Origin of the sequence: Nocardiopsis sinuspersici (assembly GCF_001998325.1) — a bacterium.
Classification (GTDB): domain Bacteria; phylum Actinomycetota; class Actinomycetes; order Streptosporangiales; family Streptosporangiaceae; genus Nocardiopsis; species Nocardiopsis sinuspersici.
Window position 1 is genome coordinate 960822 of record NZ_MCOK01000001.1, and the last position, 26266, is coordinate 987087.

Genomic DNA, 26266 nt, shown 5'->3' on the forward strand with positions numbered 1-26266 from the left:
TCTGGCGGACGTCGGGGAGCGGTGGCCCGAGAGCCGCGACCACGGAGGGCACGAGGATCCGGCGAGGGCACCGGCGCGACCACCGCTTTCGGCCCGTAACGGTTGGGTTGCGGTGCCAGGTGTGTTGATTGACACCAAGGTACTTCTCTGTTTCTTTTATGGGAGCGCTCCCAAAACGATGTCCCCTCGTCATGGAAGGTGCGTACACAAGCAGTGAGCAACCGCAACGATTTCCCTGAGGGCTTCCTCTGGGGGGCGGCCACCGCCTCGTTCCAGATCGAAGGCGCCACAACCGCCGACGGCCGAGGTCGCAGCATCTGGGACACCTTCGCCGAGACCCCCGGCAAGATCCTGGGCGGAGACACCGGCGACCCCGCCGACGACCACTACTACCGCTACGCCGAGGACGTCGCGCTCATGAGCCGGCTCAACCTGGGCGCGTACCGCTTCTCCATCGCCTGGCCGCGGATCCTCCCCGAGGGAGCGGGCGCCGTGAACCAGGCCGGGATCGACTTCTACGACCGACTGGTGGACAGCCTCCTGGAGGCCGGCATCCAGCCCTGGGCCACCCTCTACCACTGGGACCTGCCCCAGGCATTGGAGGACGCGGGCGGCTGGCCCCACCGCGACACCGCCTACCGCTTCCGCGACTACGCCCAGGTCGTCGCCGACGCCCTCGGCGACCGCGTCGGCAACTGGATGACCATCAACGAGCCCTGGTGCGCGGCCTTCCTCGGCTACCACAACGGCCACCACGCGCCGGGCCACCACGACGCGGCCGCGGCCCTGGCCGCCGCCCACCACCTGCTGCTCGGCCACGGTCTGGCGGCCGAGGCGATCCGCTCCACCGGGAACCCGGCCCGGGTCGGCCTGGCCCACAACCAGGCGGTCATCCGCCCCCACGGGCCCAGCGCGGCCGACGCCCGCGCCGCCCGCCGCGCCGACGCCGTGCGCAACCGCGTCTTCACCGACCCCCTGCTCAAGGGCCGCTACCCGGCGGACCTGAGGGAGGACCTCGCCGAGGTCAGCGACTTCTCCTTCCTCGTCGACGGGGACATGGACACCATCTCCGCCCCCATGGACTTCCTGGGCGTCAACTACTACTCACCCGAGTTCGTCGCCGCCTCCGCCAAGGGGCTGGACCCCGCCCTGGTCAGCGGCGAGGGCGATGCCTGGCTCGGCGCGGAGCCCGAGGAGGTGCACGTCTCCCAGGGCCTGCCCGTCACCCACATGGGCTGGGAGATCGACCCCACCGGCCTGTACGACGTGCTCATGCGCCTGGCCGGGGAGAGCGGTGGCATCGACCTCTACGTCACCGAGAACGGGTGTGCCTTCGAGGACACCGTCACCGAGGACGGCGAGGTCAACGACACCGACCGAGTCGACTACTACGAGGGCCACCTGAGGGCCGCCAAGGAGGCGATCCAGGCCGGAGTGCCCCTGCGTGGATACTTCGCCTGGTCACTCCTGGATAATTTCGAGTGGGCGTGGGGATACTCCCGCCGGTTCGGGATCGTGCACGTCGACTACGAGACCCAGAAGCGGACCGTCAAGGACAGCGGGCACTGGTACGCCGAGCTGGCCAAGACGGGAGTCTTCCCCGAGCGCTAAGCGGTGAACCACGGACGACGGTGGGGTGTCTCACGGGGCGCCCCACACAGTCGTTTCCGGCGGGTAGGAAAAGAACGCCCGTCGAACAGGCCGCGGCCCGGTGCGATGCCGGGCCGCGGCACACGATCCCAGAGGGAGCCCCGCAAGTGGTCAAGATCGGTGAGGGTCGGAAGCGTCCGACCCTGGAGATGGTGGCGCAACGTGCCGGGGTCGGACGTGGAACCGTCTCGCGTGTGATCAACGGCTCCGCCCAGGTGAGCCCCCGTACCCGTGAGGCCGTGCACAGCGCGATCGCCGAACTCGGCTACAGCCCGAACCAGGCGGCGCGCACCCTGGTCACCAGGCGCACGGACACGATCGCGCTCGTCGTCTCCGAGCCCCGTGACCGGCTGTTCGCCGACCCCTTCTTCGCCGACATCATCCGCGGCGTGAGCTCGGTCCTGCACGAGCGCGACCTGCAGCTGATGCTCACCACGGCCCGCACCGAGTCCGAGCACAAGCGCGTGGGCGACTACCTCAGCGGCTTCCACGCGGACGGGGCGCTGCTGGTGTCCCTGCACCGCGACAACCCGCTCTCCGCCCGCCTGGCCGAGGCCGGTGTGCCCGTCGTGCACGGCGGACGCCCCCACTCGCCCGACCAGCCCGCGCCCTTCTGCGTCGACATCGACAACATCGGCGGCTCCAAGGCGGCCACCCGGCACCTCCTGGACCGCGGATGCCGGCGGGTGGCCACCATCACCGGCCCCCAGGACATGAACGCCGGTGTGGAGCGGCTGCGCGGCTACCGCGAGGTCATGTCCTCCGCCGGGATCGAGGTCGGCGACGAGCTCGTCGTCCAGGGCGACTTCAGCGTGGACGGGGGCGCGGAGGCGATGGAGCGGCTGCTGGACAGCGGGGCGGACCCCGACGGGGTGTTCGTGGCCTCCGACATGATGGCCATCGGCGGACTGCGCGTGCTGCGCTCCCGCGGCCTGCGCGTGCCCGAGGACATCGCCCTGATCGGTCACGACGACACCGTCATGGCCCAGCACTGCGATCCGCCGCTGACCACCATCCACCAGCCCACGGTGCAGATGGGCCAGGAGATGGCGCGGCTCCTGGTGGACGTGGCGATCCCGCGGGAGAGGGACGCGGAGACGATCATGCTCGACACCCACCTGGTGGTGCGCGCGTCGGGCTGAGCAAGCCGGAACGGACGGCTCAGGAGGGCTCTGACCCGCCCGTTCGCGCCGCCCCCGCTGGACGCGCACGCGACCGCTGTGCAAGGCTGGTCGCGATTTCGCGGGAGACGGTGGGAGCGCATGGACCCGATGCGGGAACCGACACACGCCCGGTGTGCGATTTCCTCGTGCGGATGGTGCGAGCAGGACGGCGTCGACTGCCGGTTCTGCTCCGGAACGGGCTGGTGGCGGCCGGAGCAGCCGCACCGGGACGGCAGCGGGGTGATCGTCTGGCTCCGGGTCGACGAGCCCTGCCGCGGCTGCGCGGGGACGGGCAAGGAGCACAGTCCGACCGCCGCCCACTGAGGTGGGGCGTGCCCGGCGGACACCTGCCCGCTGTACCGACACGCCCCGGACCGCTTCCGCGGTGGACAAGGAGACGTACATGCGCTGGGTGACCTATCTGTCGCCGAGCGGCGGTGGCGAGCGCCTCGGGGCCCTGGACGACGGTGACGTACTGGGCAGCCCCGGCGCCGAGCGCCTCGCCGACCTGCTGGAGGCGGGCGGCGACGCCCTCGGCGCGGCCCACGGGCGCGCCCTCGACGCGCCGATCGAGATCATCGTCGAGCCGGAGGCGCGTATGTGCGCCCCGGTGGTGCCGGCCGCCCCGGTGGCCGTGCGGGCGGGCGACGACGTGTGGGAGGTCGCGCCCGGACTGGTGCGGGGCGTGGACGACGCCGTGCCGCCCGACGCGCGCTCGGCCAGGGTGGGCGTGGCCGCCGTCGCCGGGGGAGGGGGCCCGGTGAGCGCGTACACGCCCGCATGCCTGTGGTTGGACCGGGCCGGGCGGCCGGTGCAGTTGAGCCTGGGCCCCGTGCTGGTCACCGCCGACGAGGTCGCGGGGGAACCGCTGCGGATGAGCGCCTCGGTGGACGACCGCGAACTGGGCCGCGGGCTGGTCGCCCCCGACCACGAGTGGCTGGTGTCCGGATCCGCGGGCGTGCGCGCGCTGCTGCCGGTGGCCACACCGCCGCTGGAGGCCGACGACGAACTGTTCGTGGACGCCGACGCGCTGGGCACCTTCGAGGTCCGGGTGGGCTCCCAGGTCTGAGTGCCGCCGCCCTGGTGCTTTCTTGGGGGCTCCGCTCCGCTTCGCCCGCCCGTCGCCCTCCACCACCCCCAACGGACGCCTGCGGCGCGGCGCCCTCCGTGTCCGGACGCCTCCTAGGGCGTGAACTCCCAGTGCCAGGGTTCGAAGCCGCCGCGCGCCCAGGCGGGGTTGTGCCAGCCGTGGTCGGGGGCGTTGGCCAGCATCCACTCGTGTTCGGGCGTGCCCAGCCGGTTCACGCCGCCGCACAGGTCCACCGCCACGCCCAGCCCGTGCTGGCTGGTCCCGGGCTTGGCGGCCATACCGGGCAGCATCTGCTGGAACAGGTACACCTGCTCGTGGTAGGGGCGGTAGGAGTCGGCCACGCACATCGGCCGCCCGAACACCTGCCGGTAGGCGCCGTCGAGCTCGATGAAGGCCTCGGCGGCGTCGGCCCGCAGCCGCTCGCCGGGCTGGGGCAGGGGGCACAGCACCGACTCCGGGAGGTGTCCGTTGGCGTGGACGGCCGCGCCGCCCGCGGTGCATCCGCTGCTCGCATTCTCCGCTGTGGAGTGCGTCTCCCCGTCACCTTTCTTCTTTTTGTTATTGCGCCAATGGTCATTGTTGCCTTTTGCGTTCCCCGCCGCGGAGCGCGCGTCCGACAGCGCCTCCTCGCGCTGCCTCTCCTCGGCCTCGGCGTCGCGCGCCTCCGCGAGCCGCGCCTCCAGCCGGGTCTGCTCCTCCAGCAGCTCCTCGACCGCCGCCTCCTGGTCGGCGACCGCCTGCACGGCCTCCTCCCGGGCGGCGTCCGCGGCCTCGACCGCCTCGTCCTGCTCCTGCTCGGCGGTCTCGGCGATCCCGGCGAGGGTGTCCGTGGCCACACGCGCGGCCTCGGCCCGGTCCACGTCGGCCTCGCGGTGCTCGCCCAGCAGGAGCAGGTAGGCACCGCGTTCGAGCATTCCCTCGGGGCCCTCCGGGCCGGCCCAGGCGTTCACCATGCCCAGGCCACCGCCCTTGTAGGCGGTGGCGGCCTGACGGGCCGCGGCCAGGCGTGCCGCCTCGCCGCGCTCGTCGGCCCTCTCCGCGCGTTCGTCGGCCGCCTTCCTGCGCTCGACCAGCTCGTCCAGGCGCTCACGTGCGGCCTGGTACTCCTCGATCCTGGCGGAGGCCTCCTGGCGCAGGGTCTCCATGTCCGCGCGCAGGGCGGCCAGCTCGACCCGCACGTCGCCCAGCGTGGTCACCTCGGCGGAGCCGGAGTCGTCGGCGCCTCCGGGCGCCGCGGCGGAGAGGGCCAGGAGCACCGCCATCCCCACTGGCAGCGCGGTACTGACCGAAAAGGCGCGCCGGAAGGCGTCCTTGATCCGCACACGCGTGAAACCCTTCGCTTGTGCTTTGTCACCGAACGTGCTCGTGTCAGGGCATGACGAGGGACGCATTTCCGCTTCCTCCCCGGGACCTGCGTATACGTCTTGTCACGATGTCATGTCAGGGTGGTGTTGGCGGAGAAGTTGGCGGTGTGTCCAAAAAGTTACCTGGGTGTCCCTTGGGGTTTCGGTCCCCGTGTCTGACCTGCTGGGTTGGTCATAATGCCGACATTGTGGGCATTATGATTCCGGGCAACCGAAGATGATCTCGTCGATCGCCGTCAAACCGCCGAAGCGAGTCCTTCCCGCCCATTGATACGCTATCCACCGCACGTGCACCTACACGGAAACCTTGGGGTGCGCGGCTCTTCTCCTCCCAGGCGAGTCCGGCGGACAGTCTTCACATCTCCCCACATTCCCCACCGCTCCCGGTTCGGTGGACCTTGGTCTATACCGGCTTTCCCGAAGATTCTTCGGTCGGAGTGGTCGGCCCCTGGGGTCCAACCAGCCGCTCGAAGCGGTGACACGAAAGGTTGCGAGGGTCCGTGTCGACACGAGCGACGAAAAACGGGGCCAGCGCGCAGAGCGAGGCAGCGCAGGCCGAACATGCCGATGCCACGCCCCAGCGCAGAGCCGACTGGTGGCGGCCACGTAACTGGCGGGTGCGTTCCCGACTGGTGGCCCTCATCGTCATTCCCACCGCGGTAGCGCTCGCGCTCGGTGGTCTGCGGGTCTACGAGGCGGCGGTCTCCACCGTCACCCACGCCCACATCCAGAACCGCGCCGAGGTGGGCGTCCTCATCGTGCAGCTGGCCAACCAGCTGGGTCGTGAGCGCTCCGCCAGCGCGATCTACATCTCCGACAACGCCGACCCCCAGCGGCGGTCGGAGGAGCTGCGCCAGCAGTTGGAGGAGGAGCGCGACACCTCCCGCGACCTTCAGCAGTCCCTCAAGGCCGAGCTGGAGGACATGGGCGAGGTCGAGGGCAACGCCGCCACCCGCCTGTCCACCATGCGCAGCCAGGTCTCCACCCTGGAGTCCCTGCGCACCGAGGTCGACGAGACGCGCATCACCGTCCTGCCGGTCGTCACCAAGTACCGGACGATCACCCGCGGTCTGGCCGAGTTCAACCAGACGATCGCGGACGCGACCGGAGACACCGCCCTGCGCGAGAGCGTGCGCACGCTGACCGCGTTGTCCAACGCGCGCGACCAGCTCTCGTACGAGACCGCGCTGATGAGCCACGCCCTGTCCCGGAACACGATGACCGGCGGTATCGCCGAGGCCATCGACTCCAGCCGCGCGCGCTACGAGAACGAGATCTCCAACTTCGTCCAGGCGGCGAGCGAGGACCAGCGCACCCTCTTCGACAACAACTTCACCGGCCTGGAGGTCAGCCAGGTCTCCACGATGCGCATGCGCGTCATGTACCGCGCGGACCGCGAGGACGACCTCACCGGTGTGACCGCCAACGACGGCCCCGAGGACTACAGGGCCATCGCCGACGTCGCCCTGGACCGCCTCCAGAAGGTCGAGGAGGGGCTCGCCGAAGGTATCGCCGCCGAGGCCGACACGCTGCGCGACGCGGCCATGGGCCGAGCCCTGATGGACCTCTTCGTCGTCGCGGTCGTGCTCCTCGCGGTCTTCATCCTCACCTCCCTCGTGGTCCGCTCCCTGGTGCGCCCGCTGCGCGCCCTGGAGGACGGCGCACGCCGGATCGCCGAGCGCGACCTGCCCGACGCGATCAACCGGATGCAGGAGGCCGGGACGGTCCCCGAGAACGTCAGGGTCGCACCGATCGAGGTCGAGACCCACGACGAGATCGGTGAGGTGGCCCGGGCCTTCGACGAGGTCCACCGCGTGGCCCTGACCCTGGCCTCCGACGAGGCCGCCCTGCGCAGCAACGTCAACGCGATGTTCGTCAACCTGTCCCGCCGGAGCCAGACCCTGGTGGAGCGGCAGCTGCGCCTCATCGACGGTCTGGAGCAGTCCGAGCAGGACTCCGACCGCCTCTCCGACCTGTTCCAGCTGGACCACCTCGCCACGCGCATGCGCCGCAACAACGAGAACCTGCTGGTCCTGTCCGGCCAGGACAACACCCGCAAGTGGGCCCAGCCCATCCCGCTGGTCGACGTCCTGCGCGGCGCCGTCTCCGAGGTCGAGCAGTACGAGCGCGTCAACGTGCGCGCCCCCTCCCACATCTCGGTGCTCGGGCGCCCGGTCAACGACGTCATCCACCTGGTCGCCGAGCTGGTGGAGAACGCCACCTCGTTCTCCCCGCACGACACCGAGGTCCTGGTCAGCGCCAAGAGCCTCGACGACGGCGGCGTCCAGGTCGACGTCACCGACAGCGGCATCGGCATGGCCGCCGACGACCTGGAGGCGGTCAACGCCCGCCTGGCCGCCCCGCCGGTCATCGACGTCGCGGTCTCGCGCCGCATGGGCCTGTTCGTGGTCTCGCGCCTGGCCCACCGCCACGGTGTCAAGCTCAGCCTGGAGGAGGCGCACGGCGGCGGGATCACCGCCCACGTCGTCTTCCCGCCGGACCTGCTGATCACCCCCGTCGAGGGGCAGCACTCCCTGGGCGGCGCGGACCAGCGCCCCGAGCTCACCTCGGGTGCGCCCAACACCTACGCCGACGCCGAGGCGGCCTTCGCCTCCACCCAGGCGCCCGCCGAGCCGGGTGACCCCTGGCAGACCCAGGAGAGCGGGGCCGGCCCCGGCGAGCTGGGCGGACTGCCCAAGCGCCAGCCGGGCGGCGCCCGTACCGAGGAGCACCCGCCCAGCGGCCAGGACCTGTGGGGCAACGCGTCGAGCTCGGGTTCGGTGTGGGACACCACCCGGGGGGCGGGGACCACCGGCGGCGGCGCCGGTGACGGCGGCCGCACGGTCGTCGACCCCTACGACGTCCCCGAGGACGAGGAGCCGCAGCGCCCGCAGCCCGAGAGCGGCGGCCGCAGCCTCTTCGACCCGGCTCCCCGCTCCGACGCGGGCGGCGGCCCGTCCTTCGGCGACAGCGGTTCCGTGGGACGCTCCTCCGACACCGGGTCCTTCAGCAGGCCCTCCGACACCGGAGCGTTCCGCCGTCCCACCACCGACACCGGCGCCTTCCGCCGCCCGGTCACCGACACCGGCGCCTTCCGGCAGCCGGCGGGGGCGAAGGACTCCTACGACGGCTTCGGCAACACCGGAACGCCGCCCCAGGAGCACTCCGGCGCCGGCGGCGGCGACCTGTTCCGCCGGGACACCAGCGCCCACGAGGGCTCCGCCGCCCCGGTCCGCGGCGACGACACCGAGACCTTCCCGGCCGTCTCCTCCGACTGGAACGGCGGCGCCGCACAGACCCCGCCGCCCTCCGACACGGGGAACCGGCGCTCCGACGGCGGTACCGACTCCAGGGAGGGCTACGGCTCGACCGCCTACCTCTCCCGCCGCTACGGCGGCGCCCAGGGGCCCAACAACACGGTCGTGCCGCCGTCCCCGGCGAGTGAGGACAGCGACTCGCTGCCGATCTTCGACGCGATCGAGTCCAACTGGTTCAAGCGCCGCAGCGGCGGTCCCACCGTGGACACCACCGAGACCGGGCCGATCCAGCAGGTCTCGGCGGAGAAGGGGCAGCGCCGGCAAAGCAACGGCGCCGACCGGAGCACGGCGGCGCGCACCGAGCAGAGCACCCACTCCGAGCAGGAGTGGAACTCGGCGGCCGACCGCGGCTGGAAGGCCGCACGCACCGCGGCCGAGCCCCTCGCGGGCGGGCTGACCACCTCGGGCTTGCCAAAACGGGTCCCCAAGGCAAACCTTGTTCCGGGGACGGCACCCAAGCCGGAGAACTTCAAGCAGATGCCCGTACGCAGCGCGGACCGTGTCCGCAACCGCTTCTCGGGCTTCCAGAAGGGCGTCCGGGAGGGCCGGAACCGGCTCGGCGAAGGTCCGACGGAGGGATGACTCCAGTGAAACCTGGTGGGACGGGGTCCCTCTTATCCACAGGGGCCGGATGCAATAGCATCGACCGAGCTTCTCGGACGCGCCACACCCGTAGCTTGACGAGAGCGGAACACCAGACTCCCGGTCACCCCCGCGGGAGGGGCCGGGCAGCTCGTAGAGGCAGTGCTGTCACATGCTGTGCCGGCGGTAGCAGTGCCCACAGATCAGCCGGCGAATTTGGACAGGAGATCAGATGAGTCGACAGGTGAATGAACTCAACTGGTTGATCACTGACTTTGCCGACCGGGTCCCCGATGTCGCCCACGCGATCGTCGTCTCCTCTGACGGCCTCCCGTTGGCCTCGTCGGCGGGTTTCCCGGCTGACCGGGCCGACCAGCTGGCGGCGATCGCCTCCGGCCTGTCGAGTCTGACGCAGGGCGCGGCCCGGGTGTTCGAGGGTGGCGCGGTCGCCCAGACCGTCGTGGAGATGGAGCGGGGGCTGATGCTCATCATGGCCATCAGCGACGGCTCCTGCCTCGCGGTCCTGGCGGCGGCGGAAAGCGACCTCGGCCTGGTCGCGTACGAGATGACTCTGCTCGTCGAGCGGGCGGGGCGGGCGCTGACACCAACGGCGCGCACCTCGGGAATCCACTGAACCACCACCGACAGGAGGAAGTGGTGGCACCTCACAGTAGAGATGCCGGGAGCGCCTCGTGGTTCGGACAACAGCCGGGCGGTCCCCCCACGGGGGGAATGCCGGCGGTTCCGGGCGGCGGAGATGTTCCCCGACCAATCCAACAACCGTACGAACAACGACCCCCCGCGGGGAGCGCGCCCAGTTCTCTGGTCCGCCCCTACGCGGTGACCAAGGGCCGCACCAAGCCGAAGTCGCAGCTTCCCCTGGAAGCTCTGATCTCGGCCACCGCGGCGGCCCGCAACGAGTCTGGGACGCTGACGCCCGAGTGGCAGGCGATCAGCGACCTGTGCCGGGAGTGGCGTTCCGTGGCGGAGATCTCCGCGCTGTTGCGGATGCCGCTCGGTGTGGCGCGGGTGCTTGTGGCGGACATGTCCGAGCAGGGACTGGTCCAGATCAGGTCCTCGCTCAACAATGAAGCCCGTCCCAACACCAACCTGCTTGAAAGGGTGCTCAGTGGACTTCGCAAGCTCTAGCCCAGCCGAGGAAGGCGGTGCTGGGGGGAACGCGATGACGTCGGTCAAGATCGTCGTCGCCGGGGGCTTCGGTGTCGGGAAGACGACATTCGTTGGCTCTGTCTCCGAGATCGTGCCGCTGACCACCGAAGCGGTCATGACCAGCGCCAGTGTCGGGGTGGACGACCTCGCCAAGACGCCGGACAAGCAGACCACCACCGTGGCCATGGACTTCGGTCGTGTCTCCCTGGACTCGGACCTGATCCTGTACCTGTTCGGCACCCCCGGACAGCACCGGTTCTGGTTCATGTGGGACGACCTGGTCAAGGGCGCGATCGGCGCCGTCGTGCTGGTGGACACCCGCCGCCTGGCGGACTGCTTCCCCGCGATCGACTACTTCGAGGAGGCGCGCCTGCCCTTCATCGTGGCGATCAACGGCTTCGACGGCTACTACCCCCACGCCGCGAACGAGGTCCGGGACGCTCTGACTCTCAGTCCCGAGATCCCGATCGTCCAGGTGGACGCACGTGACCGTGCCTCCACCAAGTCGACGCTCATCACCCTCGTCGAACACGCCATCACGGTGGGGGACCCCGAGGGCGCCGCCGGACAGCCCACATCCACGGGCGGCCAGAACTCCTGGCGCTAGGAGGGCCACCCGGGCCGGGGTCCCGCACAGAGCACGGCCCGGTTCCCGCAAGTCGGGAACCGGGCGTCCGTGCTGGCATCATGGCGCAATGAGCTCTTCCCAGCCCGACGCAGAGGCGATGACCCGGCGGTTCCGCGAGGTGGCCGAGCGCGTGCTCGACGCCCTGCTCGACGACGCCCCCGAGTGGGCGCTGGACCTGGGTGACACCCGGGGCGCCGCCCGCCTGTCCGACCACTCCGCCGACGCCGACGTGCGCCGTGTCGGCGTACTCACCGACGCCCTCGGCTCCCTGGACGAGATCGACGCCGACCTGATCCCCGAGGGCGACCTGGTCGACCTGGAGGTACTGCGCACCCGCGTCAGCGCCGACCTGTGGCACACCGCCGAGCTGCGGCCGCACACGTGGGACCCGCTCCTGCACTCGCCCGGAGAGGCCCTCCACGCCCTCCTGGAACGCGACACCCTCCCCCTTCCCGAGCGCCTCTCGGCGCTCGCCGCGCGCTGCGCCGCGCTCCCCGACTACCTCGCCACCGCACGCTCGCGCCTGTCCGAGGGCCCCGGGATGCCCCGTGTGCACGTGGAGACGGCCCTGGCGCAGGCCGAGGGGGCCCGCACCATGCTCCTCTCCGACGTGCCCGCCCTGGCCGCGAAGGAGCCGTCCGCGGCCTCCGAGGTGGAACCGGCCCGCGAGGCCGCCCTGGCCGCCGTGGAGGAGTACACGGCCTGGCTGCGCGGCCGGTTGGAGGACGCCACCGCCGACCCCCGCCTGGGAGAGCGCGACTTCGCCGCCCAGCTCTGGTACACGCTCGACTCCGAGCTGTCCCCCGAGGCGCTCCTGGTCCGCGCCGAGAGCGACCTGCTCGCCACCGAGGAGGCGATCGCCGAGGCCGCCGCCGAGTACCAGGGCACGCCGCGCCGCCGGGGGCAGGTGGCCGAGGTGCTCTCCGCGCTCGCCGACGAGAACGCCACCGGCGCCGATACCGTCCGCCCCGTCTGCGCCGACGCACTCGCGCACCTGGACGGGCGGGTACGCGAACTCGACATGGTGACGGTCCACGACGACCCGGTGCGGATCGTCCCGATGCCCGAGTCCCGCCGGGGGATCTCCGTGGCCTACTGCGATCCGCCCGCCCGCCTCCCCGCGCCGCCCTCCACGGACGCCTCCGGCGCGGTCGTCCCCTCCCCGCCCGACCCCCGGCTCAGGGAGCAGCCGACCCTGATCGCGGTGTCCCCGCCGCCGGCGGACTGGCCCGCCGAGCGGAGGGAGTCGTTCCTCCGCGAGTACAACGGGTGCATGCTGCGCAACCTCATGGTCCACGAGGCCGTACCGGGCCACGCCCTGCAACTGGCCCACGCGGCCCGCCACACCGGCGGGACCCGGGTGGGCAACGTCCTCCTCAGCGGTACCTTCGTGGAGGGCTGGGCGGTCTACGCCGAGGAGGCGATGGCCCGCCACGGCTGGTCGGGGGACCGCCGCGAGAACCTCGCCCTGCGCCTGGTGCAGCTGAAGATGCGCCTGCGCATGATCCTCAACGCGATCCTGGACGTGCGCCTGCACACCGGCGACCTCACCGAGTCCGAGGCGATCGCCCTGCTCACCCAGCGCGGCCACCAGGAGGAGGGCGAGGCCGTCGGCAAGTGGCGCAGGGCCCAGCTCACCAGCGCACAGCTGTCCACCTACTACGTCGGCTACGCCGAGGTCGGCGACATCTCCCGCGACCTGGCGGCGGCGCGCCCCTCGCTCACCGAGCGCCAGCGCCACGACGCGATGCTCGCCCACGGCAGCCCGCCCCCGCGCCACCTGCGCACACTGCTGGGGCTGTGAGCGGGTGTGCTTTCTTTGGGCCTTCGCTTCGCTTCGGCCCGTGTTCGGGCGTCCGGAGGACGGGAACCTTCGGCGCCTGCGGTGCGACGGCTCGTTCCTCGCAGTCCCACCTCCGGCGCCTCCAGAACCCCGTGGACGCCCGAACCAACCCTCTGTTTTCTTTGGGCCTTCGCTTCGCTTCGGCCCGTGTTCGGGCGTCCGGAGGACGGGAACCTTCGGCGCCTGCGGTGCGACGGCTCGTTCCTCGCAGTCCCACCTCCGGCGCCTCCAGAACCCCGTGGACGCCCGAACCAACCCCCTGGGGCTGCGGCTTCACTCAAAACAGGTCTCACGGGAGGGGGCGTCGCCAGGCGACCTCCCGGTCGAGTTGGCCCGTCTCCCCGAACAGGCGCACCTGGTACGTGTCGGGCAGCCTGCGGGCCAGCTCGTGGCGGTCGGCGACCTCGAACCCGAGCTTGCGCCAGAAGGGACCGGAGCGGCGGCTGAACAGCCACGCCCGCCGGGCGCCGCCCGCGGCGGCCCGCTCGATCGCGTACCGGGCCAGCGCGGACCCGGCGCCCGCGCGGCGCCGGTCCTCCCTGACCGCCACGCTGCGGATGAGCGCGTCGCGTCCGTCGGCGCTGAGCTCGAAGCCCGTGGTGGCGGCGACCGCTCCGTCGGCGTCCCGTTCGTTCCACAGGTGTACCGACGGGGAGCCGAGCCCGCTCAGGGTCAGGTCGGCCCCGCGCAGGAACGCGGTCAGCGCCTCGTGGTCCGCCGGAGCGGCGGGGACAGTGCGATCACGCAAACGAGGCTGTCGGGGGAGGGCTCCGCGGCTCCTCCGTGCCCCCGGGGACGCCCGGGCGGGGCCCGGAGCACCCCGGGCCGGGACCGCCCCCGCGGAGCCGCCCACGGGTCCACCGCCCTCGACGCGCCCTCCCTCCCGCGCTTCTATGCTTGGTGGGGCGAGAGAGTACGGACAGGCGACGGAAACGGACGAGCCATGAGCGGTGCCGACAACGAGCACGGAAACGGTCCCGGGGACCCTCCCGGCGCGGGGACGGGGAGCCCCGACGGCTGGGAGCGGCTGTGGACGCCGCACCGCATGGCCTACATCAAGGGGGAGAACAAGCCCACCGGCTCCCGACCCGAGGACGGCTGCCCCTTCTGCCGGGCCCCCGGACTGTCCGACCCCGAGGGCCTCGTGGTCGCCCGGGGCAAGTCGGCCTACGCGGTGCTCAACCTCTACCCCTACAACAGCGGCCACCTGCTGGTGTGCCCCTACCGCCACGCCGCGGACTACACCTCCCTGGACGAGGACGAGACCGCCGAGGTGGCCGCGCTCACCCAGGCGGGCATCCGTGCGCTGGGAGCCGCCTACGGGCCGCAGGGCTTCAACGTCGGCATGAACCTCGGTACCGTGGCGGGTGCGGGGATCGCCGCGCACCTGCACCAGCACATCGTTCCCCGCTGGGGCGGCGACACCAACTTCATGCCCGTCGTCGGCCAGACCAAGGTACTGCCCGAGATGCTGGAGCAGACCCGGGCCAGGCTCGCCGAGCACTGGCCCAGGGACTGAGAGCCCGGGGCCGGAGACCGGCGCCTCCTTCCGCCCCGCCCGGACGGCGTCCGGCGGCACGCCACCCCCACCGGTGCGGTTCCCACCTCCGCGACCGTTCCCGCCCTACGATCCCAAGAAGACATGCTGAGAATCCTTCGCCCCATCACCTCCCGGGTCACCGCTCCGCTCGGCCGGAGCATGGCCCGCATCGGCCTCACCCCGAACCTCGTCACGATCATCGGCGCCACCGGCGTCGTCGTCAGCGCCCTGTACTTCTATCCGCGCGGCCAGCTGTACGCGGGCTCGGTGGTCATCACCGTCTTCGCCCTCTTCGACATGCTCGACGGCGCCGTGGCCAGGGCCGGGAACAGCGCCAGCGCGTTCGGCGCCTTCCTCGACTCCACCCTGGACCGGGTGGCCGACGCCGCCATCCTGGCCGGACTCCTGTGGTGGTTCATCGGGGAGGGCGACGACCCCCTGCTCGCCGGTCTCACCCTCTTCTGTCTCATCACCGGATTCATGGTGTCCTACGTCAAGGCCCGGGCAGAGGGACTGGGGGTCAACTGCGACGTCGGCGTCGCCGAGCGCACCGAGCGCCTGGTGGTCATCCTGGTCGCCGTCGGCCTCAGTGAGATGGGCGTGCCCTACATCCTCGCCGGGGGCCTGTGGCTGCTCGCCGTGATGAGCCTGACCACGGTCCTGCAGCGCCTGGTGGAGACCCGGGCCCGCCTCAACGACCCCGACCCCGCCGACGCCGCCGAGGCCGGGGACGTCGGCGGCGAGGCCTGACAGCGACCGGGAGTACGGGGGAGAAGACGTGGACGAACGCATGGCCGACCTGGCCTACTCCGCGGGCTGGGCGATGGTCCGCCGCGCGCCGGAGAGCGCGGGGCGGGCGGTCTTCCGGCGCCTGGCCGACCGCTCCTGGCGCGCCCACGACGCCGGGACCCGCGGCCTGGAGCGCAACCTGCGGCGCCTGCTCGGCCCCGGGGCGACCGACGCCCGGCTGCGTGCTCTGTCGCGCGCGGGTATGCGGTCCTATATGCGCTACTACTACGAGATGTTCCGCCTCCCCGCGATGGGGGAGGAGTACATCCTCGACCGCACCCGCGCCACCGGCATCGACGTGCTGGAGAAGCACATCCGGTCCGGTCGCGGAGTGGTCGCCGCCCTGCCGCACATGGGCAACTGGGACCACGCCGGTGCCTGGATCACCCTCAACGGCATCCCCCTGACCACCGTCGCCCAGCGGCTGCGCCCCGAGAGCCTGTTCCAGCGCTTCACCGCCTACCGGGAGTCCCTGGGCATGGAGGTGCTGCCGTTGACCGGGAGCGGCTCCAGCACCGTGGGCACCCTGGCCCGGCGGCTGCGCGACGGCGGACTGGTGTGCCTGCTCGCCGACCGCGACGTCGGCGGCAGCGGCCTGGAGGTGGAGTTCTTCGGGGAGAGCGCGCGCGTGCCCTCCGGACCCGCCGCCCTGGCCCTGAACACCGGCGCCGCCCTGATGCCGGTCTCGCTCTGGTACGACGGTCCGTACTGGAACATCCGCGTACACGAGGAGATCCCCGTCGCCGGGGGAGCCACCCGCGCCGAACGCGTCCAGAACACCACCCAGGAGCTGGTCCGCGTCTTCGAGGGGGCGATCGCCGAGCACCCCGAGGACTGGCACATGCTCCAGCCGGTGTTCAGCTCCGACCACGAACGCGAGCGCGACGGTGCCTCCCGAGGGCGGGCCGAGGCGGCCGCCGCTCCCGCGCCCGGCGCCGGTGCCGCGGAGCACGGCGGGGCGGGGACCCCCGAACACGACGAACGGAACGGGTGACCGCGGCCATGCGTGTCGGTCTGGTCTGCCCCTACGCCTGGGACGTCCCAGGCGGGGTGCAGCAGCACGTCGGCGACCTCGCCGAGGCACTCGTCGGCATGGGCCACGAGGTGTCGGTCCTGGCGCCGGTGGGCGACGCCGAGGGGAGCCGCCTGCCCGACTACCTGGTTCCCGCCGGGAAGCCGGTCCCCGTGCCCTACAACGGTTCCGTGGCCAGGCTCAGCTTCGGGCCCAGGATCGCCTCGCGGGTGCGCCGGTGGATCGCCGAGGGCGGGTTCGACGTCCTGCACATCCACGAGCCCTCCTCGCCGAGTGTCTCGCTGCTGGCGTGCTGGGCGGCCGACGGGCCGCTGGTGGCCACCTTCCACACCTCCAACCCGCGCTCGCGGGCGATGGCGGTCAGCTCCCCGGCGCTGCGCTCGGCGATGGAGAAGATCAACGGGCGCATCGCCGTGTCCGAGGCGGCCCGGCGCACCCTGGTCGAACACCTGGGCGGGGACGCCGTGCTCATCCCCAACGGGGTGTCGGTACGCAGGTTCGCCCAGGCCGAGCCGCTGCCCGGCTGGCCGGGTGAGGGCGGCTCGATCGGCTTCCTGGGCCGCCTGGACGAACCCCGCAAGGGTCTGGGCGTCCTGCTGGATGCCTTCACGCTGATGGCGCCGGCGCGCCCGTCCCTGCGCCTGCTGGTGGCCGGCCCCGGGGACCCCTCCGCGGCCATGGCCGCCGTCCCCGAGCACCTGCGCGAACGCGTCGTGCTGCTGGGCCGCCTGGACGACGAAGACAAGGTGCGCGCCTACCACTCCGCCGACGTGTTCTGCGCGCCCAACCTGGGCGGGGAGAGCTTCGGCATCGTCCTGACCGAGGCGATGGCGGCCGGCGCGGCCGTCGTGGCCAGCGACATCCCGGCTTTCTCCGCGGTCCTGGACGGCGGTGCCGCCGGGGAGCTGTTCACCGCGGGCGACCCCGCCCACCTGGCCGAGCGCGCCGGGGTGCTGCTGGACGCCCCCGAGCGGCGCGCCGAGCTGTCCCTGTCCGCCCGCCAGGCGGTGCGCGCCTACGACTGGGACACGGTCGCCGCCGACGTCGCCCACGTCTACCGGACCGTCCTGATGTGGGGCGGGGCCGGAAACGGCCACCCCCAAGGGGTGCGCCTGGACACCGGGCCCCGCGCCACCGCCCTGCTGCGCCGGGGGGCACCGTGACCGACGCCCATCCGCACGGACGCGTGCGCGTCCTGTCCGAGCGGGGTGAACGGCCCTGACCGAGGACGTCCTCTTCGCCATCACGGTCGTCGGTACCCTCCTGGCGCTGGTGCTGTTCGGGTTCTACCTGTCGTGGCGTGCCACCCGCCTGCACCGCCTGCACCACCGGGTCGACATCGCCCGCGCCGGTCTGGAGGCCGCCCTGCACCGGCGCCGTGACGCCGCGCTCGCCCTGGCCGCCGCCGACACCGGTGCGTTCGGCGGGCTGTCCGACGCGGCCGAGGCCGCGCGCCACGCGGGGGAGGGCCAGCGCGACCTGGCCGAGAGCACACTCTCGCGGGCACTGCGCGCCTCCCTGGAATCCCACGGCGCCACCGGGCGTTGGGAGTTGCTGCGGCCCCAGTTGGCCGAGGTGGAGGCGGCCGCCAAGGGCGTCCACATGGCCCGCACGTTCTACAACGGTGCCGTCTCCGACACCCGCCGCGCCCGCCGCTCCAGACTCGTACGGGCGTTCCGGCTGGCGGGCACGGCGCCGCTGCCGGACTTCTTCGAGATCGACGACCAGCCGCCGCGCATCCCGCTCCTCCCCGTCGGGCCCGACACCCCGTAAGGGGAAGGACCCCGAAAACACCGATCTGGCCAAAACCCCCGAAAGGGGGTGGAAGTAGGATGGGAGGCTGGTCGACCAGGGTGCGCGGCGCCGACGGTGTCCGCGCACCGCCGCGTGAGGCCGCCGACTCCGCTGCCCGAGACCGCGGCACCGCCCGCAGCACCCGGCACGGCCGGGAGGAAGCGGCGCTGCCGGGGGACCGCAGCCCTTCAGCAACGACACAACGGGAGCCCACAACCGTGGCCAACAACGCATCGAACACCTCCGACAACGCCGTCGGTACCGAGCGCGTCAAGCGCGGCATGGCCGAGCAGCTCAAGAACGGCGTCATCATGGACGTCGTCACGCCCGAGCAGGCCAAGATCGCCGAGGACGCCGGTGCCGTGGCGGTCATGGCCCTGGAACGGGTCCCCGCCGACATCCGCAAGGACGGCGGCGTCGCCCGCATGTCCGACCCCGACATGATCGACGGCATCGTCGAGGCCGTGTCCATCCCCGTCATGGCCAAGGTCCGCATCGGCCACTTCGTCGAGGCCCAGGTCCTGGAGTCGCTCGGCGTCGACTTCATCGACGAGTCGGAGGTCCTCACGCCCGCCGACGAGGCCTACCACATCGACAAGTGGGCGTTCACCGTCCCCTTCGTGTGCGGTGCGACCAACCTGGGCGAGGCGCTGCGCCGCATCTCCGAGGGCGCGGCCATGATCCGCTCCAAGGGCGAGGCCGGCACCGGCAACGTCGTCGAGGCCACCCGCCACATGCGCTCCATCCGTTCCGAGATCAAGCGCCTGGGCACGCTGGACGAGCCCGAGCTGTTCGGCGCCGCCAAGGAGCTGCGCGCCCCGTTCGAGGTCGTCAAGGAGGTCGCGTCGCTGGGCAAGCTCCCGGTTCCGCTGTTCTCCGCCGGAGGCGTGGCCACCCCGGCCGACGCCGCGCTCATGCGCCAGCTCGGCGCCGAGAGCGTGTTCGTGGGCTCGGGCATCTTTAAGTCCGGCGACCCGGCCGGGCGCGCCGACGCCATCGTGCAGGCCACCCTGCACTACGAGGACCCCGCCGTGATCGCGCGCGTGTCCCGCGGCCTGGGCGAGGCCATGGTCGGCATCAACCTGGACGACCTGTCCGACGCCCAGCGCTACGCCGGTCGCGGCTGGTAGCCCGCAGCCTCGGCGCGCCCGCGCGCACCGGGACGGCACGTCCACCGGCGCCGACCGGCGGACGACCTCGGGGGCGGGACCGCACGGGTCCCGCCCCCGCCCAGCCAGTACGCGAGCCAAACGAGTGAGGCCGTTCTTGACCGCAAGACCCACCATCGGCGTCCTCGCCCTACAGGGCGACGTCGCCGAGCACCTGCGCGTCCTCGACGCCCTGGACGCGCACACCGTCAAGGTGCTCTCCCCCGACCAGCTCGACACCCTGGACGGACTGGTCGTCCCCGGCGGGGAGTCCACCACCATGTCCAAGCTGGCCGTCCGGTACGGCCTGCTGGAGCCGCTGCGCAAGCGGATCGCGGCGGGGATGCCCGCCTACGGCACGTGCGCCGGGATGATCATGCTCGCCGACCGCCTCCTGGGCGCGGCCGCGGACCAGCAGACCGTCGGCGGGATCGACATGTCGGTGCGCCGCAACGCGTTCGGGCGCCAGACCGAGTCGTTCGAGACGGCCGTGCACATCGACGGGCTGGAGGGCGACCCCTTCGACGCGGTGTTCATCCGCGCTCCCTGGGTGGAGTCGGTGGGGCCGGGAGTCACCGTCCTCGGCGAAGTTCCCGGCCCCGACGAGGCCGGTAGGATCGTCGCCGTACGACAGGGCGGCCTGATGGCCACGTCCTTCCATCCCGAGCTGACCGGCGACACGCGCATCCACCGCCTCTTCGTCGACATTGTGAAAGGACATTCATGAGCGGCCACTCGAAGTGGGCCACCACGAAGCACAAGAAAGCCGTCATCGATGCCAAGCGCGGCAAGCTCTTCGCCAAGCTGATCAAGAACATCGAGGTGGCCGCGCGTACCGGTGGTGGGGACCCCGAAGGCAACCCGACGCTCTACGACGCCATCCAGAAGGCGCGCAAGAACTCGGTGCCCGCCGACAACATCGAGCGCGCCCGCAAGCGCGGCTCCGGTGAGGAGGCCGGCGGTGCCGAGTGGCAGACCATCATGTACGAGGGCTACGCGCCCGGCGGCGTGGCGCTGCTGGTGGAGTGCCTGACCGACAACCGCAACCGCGCCGCCTCCGAGGTGCGCGTGGCGGTGACCCGCAACGGCGGCAACATGGCCGACGCCGGCTCGGTGTCCTACCTGTTCAACCGCAAGGGCGTCGTGATCGTGCCCAAGGAGGGCACCACCGAGGACGACGTGACCATGGCGGTGCTGGAGGCCGGCGCCGAGGACGTCGAGGACCTGGGCGAGTCCTTCGAGATCGTCTGCGAGGCCACCGACCTGGTGCAGGTGCGTACCGCGCTCCAGGAGGCGGGGATCGAGTACGACTCCGCCGAGTCCAGCTTCCTGCCGACCATGGAGATCCCGGTCGACGCCGACGCGGCCAAGAAGGTCCTGCGGGTGGTGGACGTGCTGGAGGACTCCGACGACGTGCAGAACGTCTACACCAACGCCGACATCCCCGACGAGGTCATGGCCGAGATCGGCTGACCCGACGGACCCGACGCCTGTGGCCGCGCCCCCTCCGGGCCGCGGCCACAGGCGTTCGCGCGGGGCACGCCGCTCCCACCGGAGGCCTCCGGCCGGTGGCACGGGCCGACCGTTCCTCGTGCCCCGCCCCACTTCGCCGGACGTCCCGGCCGCGCCGGGTCAGGAGACGAGCCTGAGCAGTTCACGGACGCGGTGCGGCGCCTCGTAGGGCACCAGGTGCCCCGCGCCCTCGACCACGTGTACTCCGGTGTCCAGCAGGCGGCGGGCCGCGCCGTGCAGGAGCGCGGGGGAGAAGACGCGGTCGTGGGAGCCCGTCGCCACGGTCACGGGAGTCCCGCGCCAGTCGCCGAACTCCTCGCCCCGGAGCATCCCCGGCAGCGATCCCACCCGACAGTGCCGTCCCACCAGCGTCATCCACTCCTCCAGCGGGTGGGGACCGGGTCCCGGGCCCGCCCCACGCGGACCGCACAGCGCGTCCAGGAGCCGGAGGCTGGTCCGCTCACCGGGTGAGAACCGCCATGTGCACGTCGCGAGCAGGCGCTCGAGACCGAGCACCGGGTCGGCGAGTCCGGCCGGACCGACCAGCAGCATGCCCTTCACCAACGGCGAGGGCAGTGACGACAGAGCGGCGACCGCCCCCAGCGAGTGCCCCAGGAGCACCACCGGCCGGTCGGTGACCTGGGGCAGCAGGGCGTCGAGCCAGGCCCCGTAGGCCGCCGGGCGCCGTCCGGACACGCGGCGCGAGCAGCTCAGCCCCGGCTGCCCGGGCATGTCGGCCAGGATCACGGTCCGGTCCGCGCGGACCAGGCGGGCGAGCCCGGTGAGGGCCGCCGAGCTGAGGACCGCACCCGACAGGACCAGGACCGGTGTCCCCGGGCCTCCCTCCAGTACGTGCACCCGGGTCGGTCGCCCGTCCGCGGTCAGGTCGTACGGGGAACGCGTCCCCGGACCACCGGCCAACTCCCTCTCACACCACGAACGCACCGCGGTCTCGCCTGGTCTGGATCGGTACACATGTCCGTACACCGGTACCTGGATCAACATCTCTCACCTGGGACAGGGCGGGAACCGGCGGCGTACGACGCGGGCCCTGAACCGCGTGTGCCAGGACGGGGGAGGGGACTGCCCCGGGGGCGCGGGCGAAGCGGGCGCGGCCGACGGCACGCCGACCGGGCGCTCCGCGCACGGAACGCCCGGCCGGGGCCTCTCCTCAGCGCAGGGGATCGAGGGCGCGCAGCTCCTCGGGGCGCTCTCCGGTGGCGATCTGCTCGGCGAGCAGCCGCCCGGTGACCGGCCCGTGGGTGAGCCCCCACATGCCGTGCCCGCCCGCCACGTACACGCCGGGCACACGGGTCGCCCCGACCAGGGGGACACCGTCTGGGGTGACCGGACGGGGGCCGACCCACTCGTCGGTGCGGCCGTCCCACTCCACACCCGACAGGTAGGACCGGGCGGAGGTGGCCACGGCCTCGACGCGCCGGTGGTCCGGGGCCGTGTCGGGAGGGCGGAACTCCATCGTTCCGGCCACCCTCAGGGCCCCCTGGTAGGGCGTGCACGCCACCCGGGCCTCGGGGAGGTAGACCGGGCCGGGTACGGGCTCACGGGTGGGCACGGTGAAGGAGTAGCCTCGGCCCGCGCGGACCTGGGTGCGCACACCGAGGGCGCGGGCGAGCCTGCCGAACCAGGCGCCGTTGGCCACCACGACGGCGTCCGCGGGCAGCGGCTCGTTCTCGGCGGAGGTCGTGACGACCGTGCCGCCACCGGCGCGGACGTCGACGGCCTCGAACCCGCCGCGGATCTCCCCGCCGCGTTCGAGCACGGACCGGGCCAGGTTCCGGACCAGCGTGCCCGGATCGACGTAGCGCTGTCCGTCCAGGCGCACGGCCGCCCCGATGTGCTCGGAGGCCTGGGGCAGCGCCTCGCGCGCCTGGTCACCGGTGAGCGCGCTGTGGTCCACGTGCAGGCCGGAGCGGGTGACGCGTCGCAGCTCCCGCACCAGACCGGTCGCCGCGCCCGGCGAACGGAAGAGCGCCGTGACGGGGGCGTCCACCATGGTCGTCTCCACGCCGCCCTTGGCCAGGAGGCCGAAGGCGTCCAGGCACGCGGTGTTCAGCGGCAGGTTGGCGTGTACGGCCCGGTTCCACGCGCCCCATCGGCAGTGGGCGGCGAAACGTGCGAGGAACAGCCACAGCTCGGGGTCGAGGGTGGCCGGAACCGACAGCGGGGCGGCGGGGTCCAGAAGGGAGCGGATCCCGTAGCGCAGGACCCCGGGTTCGTTCAGGGGCAGGGCCAGCCCGGGGGAGAGCCACCCGGCGTTGCCCCAGGACGAACCCGAGCCGACGCCGTCCCGGTCGACCACGGTGACGTGTACGTCGTGCTCCTGGAGGAACCACGCCGTCGAGAGTCCGACGATCCCCGCCCCCACGACCAGCACCCTCCGTGCGTGGCCGTCGAGCCCCATGTCCGCCATTCCCGCGTCTCCCCCTCAGTGACCTCTGCTTCCCACCACCAGCCTGCTCGATCATGCCGGGACACGGCTTGTCGGGAACGGACAAAGAGACATCCGCTGTTTGTGGGCTTGGGCCAAGGAGGAGGGGTGGTGCGGCCCCGCCCCGGGTCGGTGCCGGGGCGGGCGAGCACCCGGGCGGTGAACTCCGCGGCGCCCGTGCTCCGGGCGGTGGTCAGTCGGTCATGTCGAAGGCGGCGTTCACCCTGGTCGGGCGCAACCGCACCACGAGCTCGCCGGGAACGCCGTTGCGCCGACCGAACTCCTCCGCCTGCTCCGATCCCACGTAGCGGCGGGCGATCGCGGTCGCGGTGCGCACCAGCTCGTCGGTGTCCGCCGAGACACTGGCCTCGCCCTGCACCTGGACGAAGGCGTAGGGCGGCTCGGGCAGGTCGACGGTGAGCGTCACGCGCGGGTCGCGGGCGATCGAGCGGCCCTTGGCGGTCTTCTCACCGGTGTTGAAGACGATCTCGTCGCCTTCGACGGTGAACCACACCGGCGCCGCCAGCGGCCGGCCGTCCGAGGCGGTGTAGGCGAGCATGCCGGTGCGGGTGCCCTGGAGCAGGAAGTCGCGGACCCTGGGGTCGGAGATGGAAGTCACGGGTTCACGCTAGTGCGCGGCGGAGGCCTCCTCCGGCAGGACACGGCGCTGTCTCGGGAAGTGGCGGACCGCGCGGGCGGGTCCGCGCGTCCGTGCGGTGTCCACGTACGCGGCGGCCGTCGCGCGCCCGCGCGGGCGTCGTCGCGAGAGGGCCCCGAGAACACCGCCTCCAGCGGCAGTCCCAGCGCCTCGCCGACCGCCTCGGCGGGGGAGCCGGGCATCGCCGACAGCACGGGCCGGGCCTCCAGCAGGGCCCGGGTGAGCCGCTCCTGCCGTGCGAGGTGGGAAGCGCCGTCCACGGCGGCACCCGGCCGGGTGGGAGCCGGAGCCTCGGCGGGGGACGGTTCCAGGGGTGACCCGTCCGGGGCGGTGTAGCCCGTGCACCAGCGCAGCCTCCCGCCCGCGCGGGCGGGCGCGTCGGCGTGGGTGACCACCAGGGAGTCCACCCCGCCGGTGGCCGCGACCGCGTACCGGTGGGCGACCAGGTCCAGGTGCCCCACGCGGAAGGCCCCCTGCCAGGGGTGCGTGCCGTTGTGCGGCTCGGTCAGCACCGCGCCCAGCGCCGGGTCCTCGGCCACCAGCGGACCCGCGCCGTGCCTGGTGGTGTAGGTGCGCACCACCCCGATCCTGCGGGCGTCGCCGGGCCGCCCGGCCTCGGCCAGGAGCGTGAGCGGGTTCGCGGTGGTCGTCGTGGACCAGGTCGTGTGGGGGTGGAAGCCGTGCCACTCGTCCAGCAGCACGCCCTGCGCGCCCTCGAACACCACGGGGGAGCGGGTGAGCAGCCGGGGCAGGTATCCCTCGTCCACCAGCCGCACCCGTCGGGCGAAGGCGAGGTAGGCCTCCACGCACTCCTCGACGCCGGGGTCCGCGGGGCCGTTCGCGGGCGTGCTCGCGGGAGTGCCTCCTCCCTCCGTGTCCTTCGCCTCGGTTCCGCCTCCCTCCTCCGTGCCGGTACCGAGGCGGGCGAGTTCCCGGCGCACGGCGTACAGGTGGTCGGCCAGGCGGCGCAGCTTGCGGCGCAGCCGCTCCGGGTGCGCACAGTCGCCGACGGTCGGCGCGTCCTCGGGGCGGGCCAGGGCGTAGGCCGTGGCCTCGCCCACCCCCATCCCGCAGGACCCGTGCCGTCCGCCTCCGCGCGTCCGCTCCCGCGCCTGGTTGGCGGCGCGGTGCCATGGCGTGCTGATCAGCGCCCGCCGGTCCACGGTGACCAGCGCGAACGGGTCGGGGACGCCGAGCGCGGCCAGGTGCCCGGCCTCGGCGGCCAGGGCGAGGGGGTCCACCACCACGAACCGCGACAGGTGCGTGGGCACGGGGCCGCCGGGAGCCAGCGTGCCCGCGCCGAACTGCGCGAACGTGTGGTGTCGGCCGCCGGGGGTCACCACGTTGTGCGCCGCCTGGGCGCCCCCGTTGGCGCGCACGACGGAGCCGAAGCGCCGCCGCGCGCACAGCAGGTCGACCGTCACGCCCTTGCCCGCGTCACCGAAGCCCAGGTCGACGACGGCGGCGTGCCCGTCGGCCCACGGCGGGGGAGCGGCGGTCACAGCCGGTCCACCCCGCCGCCGTCCCCGCCCATCCCGCGCGGAGCGTCGGCGACGACCACGGAGCCGCGCGTGCGCGACAGCGGCCGCAGCGCCTTGCCGACCGCCGCGCCCGCTTCCGAGCCCGCCTCGGCGAGGTCCGCCAGCCCCTCCTCCAGGTCGATGGCCTCCTCGGCCAGCCCGACGGTGACCGCGATGGTCTCCGACACGGCGTCGAGGTCGTCGAGGTAGATGACGTTCTGGCCCAGGTGCGTGTCCCAGAAGCCGCGGACCTTGGGGTTGTGGAAGTGCCCGCTACCGGTCGGCATGATGAAGTACACCTCGAAACGGCGCCGCAGTTCGGCGAGGATCCGCGGGAAGGGGATGTCCTCGGTGAGGTCGTCGCCGATCACCTCGCGCACCTCCCCGGCCTTGACCGACCCGTAGGCCATCTCGTCGCCGATGACGAACAGGTGGCCGCGCCGTCCGCGCTTCTCCAGGCAGTCCATGGCGGTGTGCCGGGCCATGAAGTACATGGCCAGCTCGTAGGACTCGGTGACCTGGCCGCCACCGCCGCCCTCCAGCAGGATGTTGCCCAGGTCGTCCTCCAGCTCGTTGCCGGACTCGAACTGGCCGACCTGGAGCGGGGCCCGGTCGCAGGTGGCGTCGCCGATCGCGCCGAACAGGATCTGCGGGTCCTCCACGTAGCCCTTGCGCAGCAGCAGGCCGAACAGGTCCGGCAGCTTGGTCTGGAGCACGCGCGGCACGTCGCGCATGGACCCGGTGACGTCGAACAGCACGGAGATGGCGAGCGAGTTCGGGTGTTCGGCGGAGTCACGGCTCTCGCGCGTGGCCACCCCCTCGGGGTCGAGGGACGCGTGCGTCCTCCACGCGCTGCGCGGGGTGGAGGAGAGCACGTCGTCGGTGTAGCCGAAACTGCTGGAGCCGACGGAGGAGTTGTAGGCCTGACGTGCGTGGTAGGCGTCGGTGGACCAACTGCTGCTTCCCATGGGAGGTCTCCTTCGTGGGGGTGCGGTGCGGGGGTGGACGGAGGCCGG

General features: G+C 72.6%; 24 protein-coding genes. 17 read left to right on the plus strand and 7 right to left on the minus strand.

The window, feature by feature from the left end; translation table 11 throughout:
* Positions 1–213 precede the first annotated feature (213 nt).
* From NOSIN_RS04025 to NOSIN_RS04040, 4 genes are all read left to right on the plus strand, one after another.
* Positions 214–1611 (plus strand): GH1 family beta-glucosidase, encoded by a 1398-nt coding sequence (locus NOSIN_RS04025; RefSeq protein WP_077689440.1) that lies wholly within the window; start codon positions 214–216, stop codon positions 1609–1611.
* 146 nt (positions 1612–1757) lie between these two features.
* The gene (locus tag NOSIN_RS04030) at positions 1758–2792 is read left to right on the plus strand and encodes a LacI family DNA-binding transcriptional regulator (RefSeq protein ID WP_077689441.1); all 1035 of its coding nucleotides are present in this window, start codon (positions 1758–1760) and stop codon (positions 2790–2792) included.
* Positions 2793–2912: 120 nt separating this feature from the next.
* Positions 2913–3137, plus strand: a complete 225-nt coding sequence (locus tag NOSIN_RS04035) for a hypothetical protein (RefSeq protein ID WP_077689442.1) — start codon at positions 2913–2915, stop codon at positions 3135–3137.
* A gap of 79 nt (positions 3138–3216) precedes the next feature.
* A complete protein-coding gene (locus NOSIN_RS04040) occupies positions 3217–3882 on the plus strand; it encodes a hypothetical protein (RefSeq protein ID WP_077693392.1) in 666 nt (221 codons plus the stop codon).
* Positions 3883–3995: 113 nt separating this feature from the next.
* On the opposite strand, the gene NOSIN_RS04045 is transcribed toward NOSIN_RS04040, so the two are convergent.
* On the minus strand, positions 3996–5165 hold the full coding sequence (locus NOSIN_RS04045) for a D-alanyl-D-alanine carboxypeptidase family protein (protein ID WP_227014263.1): 1170 nt from the start codon (positions 5163–5165) through the stop codon (positions 3996–3998).
* A 719-nt stretch (positions 5166–5884) separates the two neighbouring features.
* Between NOSIN_RS04045 and NOSIN_RS04050 the strand changes: the two genes are divergently transcribed.
* From NOSIN_RS04050 to NOSIN_RS04070, 5 genes are all read left to right on the plus strand, one after another.
* Complete coding sequence (locus NOSIN_RS04050; RefSeq protein ID WP_077689444.1) at positions 5885–9166, plus strand: sensor histidine kinase; 3282 nt, start codon at positions 5885–5887, stop codon at positions 9164–9166.
* Between the two features lie 232 nt (positions 9167–9398).
* Positions 9399–9800, plus strand: coding sequence for a roadblock/LC7 domain-containing protein (locus NOSIN_RS04055; protein ID WP_014909276.1), 402 nt, complete (start codon positions 9399–9401; stop codon positions 9798–9800).
* Positions 9801–9898: 98 nt separating this feature from the next.
* Entirely contained in the window at positions 9899–10315 is a 417-nt protein-coding gene (locus NOSIN_RS04060) for a DUF742 domain-containing protein (RefSeq protein WP_227014261.1), read from the plus strand.
* A gap of 34 nt (positions 10316–10349) precedes the next feature.
* Positions 10350–10943 carry a GTP-binding protein gene (locus NOSIN_RS04065; protein ID WP_077689445.1) on the plus strand — a complete coding sequence of 198 codons (594 nt, stop codon included), beginning with the start codon at positions 10350–10352 and terminating at the stop codon, positions 10941–10943.
* Positions 10944–11061: 118 nt separating this feature from the next.
* Positions 11062–12768 (plus strand): DUF885 domain-containing protein, encoded by a 1707-nt coding sequence (locus tag NOSIN_RS04070; RefSeq protein WP_077689446.1) that lies wholly within the window; start codon positions 11062–11064, stop codon positions 12766–12768.
* 328 nt (positions 12769–13096) lie between these two features.
* Here NOSIN_RS04070 and NOSIN_RS04075 read toward each other — a convergent pair whose 3' ends face one another.
* Positions 13097–13555: a GNAT family N-acetyltransferase gene (locus NOSIN_RS04075; RefSeq protein ID WP_077689447.1), complete on the minus strand. Its 459-nt coding sequence runs from the start codon at positions 13553–13555 to the stop codon at positions 13097–13099.
* 195 nt (positions 13556–13750) lie between these two features.
* Here NOSIN_RS04075 and NOSIN_RS04080 point away from each other — a divergent pair, with 195 nt between their 5' ends.
* From NOSIN_RS04080 to NOSIN_RS04115, 8 genes are all read left to right on the plus strand, one after another.
* Positions 13751–14326, plus strand: a complete 576-nt coding sequence (locus NOSIN_RS04080) for an HIT family protein (protein WP_077689448.1) — start codon at positions 13751–13753, stop codon at positions 14324–14326.
* A gap of 144 nt (positions 14327–14470) precedes the next feature.
* A complete protein-coding gene (pgsA, locus tag NOSIN_RS04085) occupies positions 14471–15097 on the plus strand; it encodes a phosphatidylinositol phosphate synthase (RefSeq protein WP_077693394.1) in 627 nt (208 codons plus the stop codon).
* A gap of 28 nt (positions 15098–15125) precedes the next feature.
* The gene (locus tag NOSIN_RS04090) at positions 15126–16130 is read left to right on the plus strand and encodes a phosphatidylinositol mannoside acyltransferase (RefSeq protein WP_077689449.1); all 1005 of its coding nucleotides are present in this window, start codon (positions 15126–15128) and stop codon (positions 16128–16130) included.
* A gap of 8 nt (positions 16131–16138) precedes the next feature.
* Positions 16139–17332 (plus strand): glycosyltransferase family 4 protein, encoded by a 1194-nt coding sequence (locus tag NOSIN_RS04095; RefSeq protein WP_143832847.1) that lies wholly within the window; start codon positions 16139–16141, stop codon positions 17330–17332.
* 109 nt (positions 17333–17441) lie between these two features.
* Positions 17442–17942 (plus strand): hypothetical protein, encoded by a 501-nt coding sequence (locus tag NOSIN_RS04100; RefSeq protein WP_077689451.1) that lies wholly within the window; start codon positions 17442–17444, stop codon positions 17940–17942.
* 239 nt (positions 17943–18181) lie between these two features.
* The gene (gene pdxS, locus NOSIN_RS04105; protein WP_077689452.1) at positions 18182–19093 is read left to right on the plus strand and encodes a pyridoxal 5'-phosphate synthase lyase subunit PdxS; all 912 of its coding nucleotides are present in this window, start codon (positions 18182–18184) and stop codon (positions 19091–19093) included.
* A gap of 136 nt (positions 19094–19229) precedes the next feature.
* The gene (pdxT, locus tag NOSIN_RS04110; protein ID WP_077689453.1) at positions 19230–19838 is read left to right on the plus strand and encodes a pyridoxal 5'-phosphate synthase glutaminase subunit PdxT; all 609 of its coding nucleotides are present in this window, start codon (positions 19230–19232) and stop codon (positions 19836–19838) included.
* Complete coding sequence (locus tag NOSIN_RS04115) at positions 19835–20584, plus strand: YebC/PmpR family DNA-binding transcriptional regulator (protein WP_077689454.1); 750 nt, start codon at positions 19835–19837, stop codon at positions 20582–20584. Before pdxT ends, NOSIN_RS04115 begins: the two co-directional genes overlap by 4 nt.
* Before the next feature lie 159 nt (positions 20585–20743).
* Here the strand turns inward: NOSIN_RS04115 and NOSIN_RS04120 are convergent, their stop codons facing one another.
* The 5 genes from NOSIN_RS04120 to NOSIN_RS04140 form a co-directional block, all read right to left on the minus strand.
* A complete protein-coding gene (locus NOSIN_RS04120) occupies positions 20744–21628 on the minus strand; it encodes an alpha/beta fold hydrolase (protein WP_077689455.1) in 885 nt (294 codons plus the stop codon).
* 166 nt (positions 21629–21794) lie between these two features.
* A complete protein-coding gene (locus NOSIN_RS04125) occupies positions 21795–23054 on the minus strand; it encodes an NAD(P)/FAD-dependent oxidoreductase (RefSeq protein WP_077689456.1) in 1260 nt (419 codons plus the stop codon).
* Positions 23055–23265: 211 nt separating this feature from the next.
* Positions 23266–23691, minus strand: a complete 426-nt coding sequence (locus tag NOSIN_RS04130; protein ID WP_077689457.1) for a PPOX class F420-dependent oxidoreductase — start codon at positions 23689–23691, stop codon at positions 23266–23268.
* A complete protein-coding gene (locus tag NOSIN_RS04135; RefSeq protein WP_077689458.1) occupies positions 23688–25232 on the minus strand; it encodes an adenylosuccinate synthetase in 1545 nt (514 codons plus the stop codon). The genes NOSIN_RS04130 and NOSIN_RS04135 overlap by 4 nt, the downstream gene beginning before the upstream one ends.
* Positions 25229–26218 (minus strand): hypothetical protein, encoded by a 990-nt coding sequence (locus NOSIN_RS04140; RefSeq protein ID WP_077689459.1) that lies wholly within the window; start codon positions 26216–26218, stop codon positions 25229–25231. Before NOSIN_RS04140 ends, NOSIN_RS04135 begins: the two co-directional genes overlap by 4 nt.
* Positions 26219–26266 lie beyond the last annotated feature (48 nt).